The 3,647-nt window shown below is 43.5% G+C and carries 5 protein-coding genes and 1 pseudogene; 1 reads left to right on the top strand and 5 read right to left on the bottom strand.

The genetic code is table 11. The annotated features are described in order from the left end of the window. On the top strand, positions 1-132 hold a 132-nt coding region (locus tag B3J29_RS06030; protein WP_286964603.1), incomplete at its 5' end, for a hypothetical protein. 72 nt (positions 133-204) lie between these two features. Here B3J29_RS06030 and B3J29_RS06025 read toward each other — a convergent pair. From B3J29_RS06025 to B3J29_RS06005, 5 genes and pseudogenes are all read right to left on the bottom strand, one after another. Next, positions 205-1,185, bottom strand: coding sequence for a CsgG/HfaB family protein (locus B3J29_RS06025; RefSeq protein ID WP_175966289.1), 981 nt, complete (start codon positions 1,183-1,185; stop codon positions 205-207). 51 nt (positions 1,186-1,236) lie between these two features. Continuing rightward, on the bottom strand, positions 1,237-1,836 hold the full coding sequence (gene lpoB, locus B3J29_RS06020; protein WP_175966291.1) for a penicillin-binding protein activator LpoB: 600 nt from the start codon (positions 1,834-1,836) through the stop codon (positions 1,237-1,239). 12 nt (positions 1,837-1,848) lie between these two features. Next, positions 1,849-2,250 carry a YcfL family protein gene (locus B3J29_RS06015; protein ID WP_175966293.1) on the bottom strand — a complete coding sequence of 134 codons (402 nt, stop codon included), beginning with the start codon at positions 2,248-2,250 and terminating at the stop codon, positions 1,849-1,851. Between the two features lie 19 nt (positions 2,251-2,269). Then, on the bottom strand, positions 2,270-3,376 hold the full coding sequence (locus B3J29_RS06010) for a hypothetical protein (RefSeq protein ID WP_228301741.1): 1,107 nt from the start codon (positions 3,374-3,376) through the stop codon (positions 2,270-2,272). Positions 3,377-3,415: 39 nt separating this feature from the next. Beyond that, positions 3,416-3,647: pseudogene (locus B3J29_RS06005) on the bottom strand (IS5/IS1182 family transposase); the annotation flags it as partial.

Below are 3,647 nucleotides of genomic sequence, written 5' to 3'. Positions count from 1 at the left end.
AGTACCATTATTAATCTGGAAGAAAGTGAAATTGTACAGGAACTTGCACGTATGACGGGTGGCGTGGAAATTAATGAAACCACCTTGCAGCATGCACGTCAGTTAAGACAGTTAAAGTTTCAGCAAGCATAAATCATGCTTAATAAAAAATCCCTGACTAGTGCAGGGATTTTTTTATGAACAACTTTTAGCTAAAGCTAAAAATTACCATTTGACTGGTTGATCACTAGAACCTGGCGTCATTCCATAACCGGGTGACTGGTCATAAGCTTGACGAGTCAGTACAGGTTGCAATTTCAAACCTTGTAAAATCTCTGGATTAAGACCTTGAGCAATTTTGTCTGCAGTACTGTCATTTAAACTGTTCGTCAAAATATTCTGTGTCATTAAATTAGACAAGGTACGGTTAAAGATTCCAGCTGCAACAACTTTACTGGTCGCAGCTTCAATCACGCGCCAGCTTAGGCGCACCTGAGCCGCGCCAGCATTCAGACCATACATCTGCTGCTCACTGGCACTAGATAAATCTTTAATCTGACCAACCAGCAAATAATCTGCCCCAACTTTCTGACCGATACGTGCCAGTTCCTGTGGTGCGCCATCCCAATACAGGAAATCAGTTTCAGACTGCATTTCCTCAATATAATGACGATCAACTACACTTAATTGTCCGCTTTGGGTTAGATAAGTACCTAGGGTATCAGATAATTCCTGGCTAAATTCATGGGCAGATACCCCACCAGCCAGTCGATTATTTTTTTCTGCCATCTGGAATGGTAAAACAGCAATCCGGTGTAAATGCTGATCCTGCACAGCAGATTCAAACTTAACCACATGAGCACGGACTTTGGCCCGATAATTATTCTTCGCTCCAGAAACACTAAGTACCTGGAATTTAGTGACTGAACCCGAACCCTGATTGGCTACGCTAAAGACTGGGGATACTTTGCCGGTATAGGTCCAGCCTTGATGATTCACTGATAAAGAAACGGTTTCTTCATAATCCATCTGCGAAGAAACCGAAGCACCATTTACTGATTGAACCGCTACCAATAACGCTTCAGAAATAGCCTGATGCTGTGTAGGACCACTGCCGCTGGCTTCTTTGATCACTTCCTTAATTGCTGCAAAAGCAGATGAACTGAGCAATCCGGATAACAGGCCTGCAAGTAATATTTTTTTCATATTGAGTTCTTCTGTGGTCACTGCGCCAAAGCACAGCAACCTTAATTTAAATTACAGACCGAAAGTCGAACGCTTGCCTGCTTTACGGATTTCTTTCTCGCCAGTCCACTCGACAATTCCAGTTTGCAGGTTTTGCAATTTAAAGGTGAACTTGTAATACACATCGCTCTTACCGCCTGCATTTTTTACAATGCTCGACAAGTTACCATTTAGCATATATTCAGCACCGATATGACCACCGCTCCGTACAGCAGTTGCCTGATTCACCATGCCGCTCTGTTTTTGGTAGGCCAGTTGCTGCGCCATCGCATTTACAGACTTCATATCCACAAAACGGAATTTTCCAGAGTTGATCAGCTTGTTCTGAATGCTATCGGTAATTGATTCGGTATCAATATGTTCCTGAGTTTTATTGTGAATACGATCTACTACAATCACCGGGCGACGGTTTTGTGTCATCTGCACGATCGGCGGGAACATCAGCATGTCATCCACCATTTTCGCTGCGATCATTTGCAGATCAGTCGAACCGAAGTCAGTCGTCAAAGTTTCAACTGCTTGCGCATCGCCATAACTCACTGCACCAGTAGATGCACAGCCACTAACCAGAGTCGTTGCTGCCAATGCAGCGAAAATCAATTTTGCATTCATGTTTAATCTCTCTTATTTTTTCAAGTACACAATAACATCGACAGCAGATGGATTTGGCGCCAGAGATTGCACGCCTTTGGTTTCACGGCCGGTTAACTGAATCGGCTTCCAGATGGCGCCTTCAGGATTCACTTCCGCACCTTGCGCATCCACCCATACGATCTTGTAGCTAAAGTCTTTGTTATTAAAACGACGGTTTTTGATTACAATCGATGCACGTTTCAAATCCCCTGCCGCACTCATATTTACGCGTTCCACAAATACTTCTGTACTCAGGATCGGGTTATTGGTGATCGTACGGATGCTGATTTCATTACTTGAATTGGTCTGGGTCGACAAGGCATTCGGTGCAGTACACCCCACCATTAACAGTGCCCCTAAACCAAGTACTGCAAAGCTGAATTGACGTTTCATATCGTTCTCTTAGGTTTTATTAATGTGGGATGGTGCTTACGCTGGCAGTAATCTTGTCATTGACGTGATGTGCATAAACAAAGACAGTTTGATTGGCTTTGACATCCAGATTGACAGCTGAACTGGAAAGACTGCCGCTAGAGAGCTGTAATTTATGATTGCCTGGAGCAAGATTTAAGCGGGCAATCTGGGCATTGCTTGGTAAGGTACTCCAGCCACGCAAGTCAGCACGTTCAGTTGACATGTTGAGCACATTGCCAGCCACCTGGCCCAAAATACCCAGCTGGTTACCTAACTGTTTTTGTGCAGCATATTTAGCGCTTGCACGCATGATTTGACTGGTCAGATTGCCTACTACTTTTTCTTTCAGATCTTTAACCGCCAGAGCGCCAATATCACTAATTACATAGCTGTCTTGCATAGGTTTATTGTTGACTTTGACTTTTAAGCTTTTCGGTGCCACATAGGTGCTTGGTTCATAAGTCGCAAAAGCGATATTGACCAGACCGCCTGGTGTTGGCACATCAATCTTGTTTTCAACCTTTTGCGGCACAATGCCTTGCTCGATAAAGACAATCACCGGCACACTGCCACTTTTTGGTTTTGCTACTAACTGATTCAGGCGTTTTACGTCTTGGGCAATCTGCGCATCTGGCTGTAATTCATAGGCCTTTTTATAATCTACCAAGGCATCGTTATATTCACCTAAGGTTTCCCATAAATTTGCAGCTATGTAGAACGCATACGCATTCTGGTAGCTGTTTTTAATCTTGCCGGCAATAGGATCCAGACCTATAAATGCTTCATCCAGTGCACTGAGCGGATTTCCTTCAGTAGCCGGTTTTTTAACTTTGTCTTTTTTTCTTTCCAGCTCTTTCTGATGAGCCAGTTCAATTTCACGCTGTAGGCCTTGCGCGACCCGCATTTCTACAGATGCAGCCTCTAAATCTTTGAGGAAAATATAATTTTTTGCCTGAGAAATATGTGCCAGTACCTGTTCGTGAGGTGGCACCAGATAAGGAACGATTGAATCATTACTCATCAAAGCCAGAGCTTTAAAGCCCACACGGGATACACTGACTTTCGCACGATTTTGCTGTTTATCCAGCAAAGGGCTTTGTTGCACAAAGATTTGAAATGCAGAGCGCCCCTAATTGAGCCAAATTTAAGGCGTAATTTGGGTAAGTGGTCGACCTAATTCCGTAAATCGGTTGAGGACTGCTACACGTGCATGAATTTCATTCACCTGACTAGGAAAGCTTCTTGCCATTAATTTATCGCCTAATAATTTGATGCAATGCATCTTGGTTTCCACCAAACTGCGGCGATGATAGCCTGACCATTTTTTCCATAATGTCCTGCCTAAACGTTTAACTGTTCGAAGTAATTCATTTCGC

It is taken from the genome of Acinetobacter sp. UBA5984 (assembly GCF_002429925.1).
Classification (GTDB): Bacteria; Pseudomonadota; Gammaproteobacteria; order Pseudomonadales; family Moraxellaceae; genus Acinetobacter; species Acinetobacter variabilis.
The sequence above is the reverse complement of the archived record's forward strand: the minus strand, read 5'-3'. Positions and strand labels throughout refer to the sequence as shown.

Bases quoted from the DNA above. Each gene is read 5' to 3' on its own strand.
- B3J29_RS06025 (WP_175966289.1), bottom strand. From the start codon at position 1,185: ATGAAAAAAATATTACTTGCAGGCCTGTTATCCGGATTGCTCAGTTCA.
- lpoB (WP_175966291.1), bottom strand. From the start codon at position 1,836: ATGAATGCAAAATTGATTTTCGCTGCATTGGCAGCAACGACTCTGGTT.
- B3J29_RS06015 (WP_175966293.1), bottom strand. From the start codon at position 2,250: ATGAAACGTCAATTCAGCTTTGCAGTACTTGGTTTAGGGGCACTGTTA.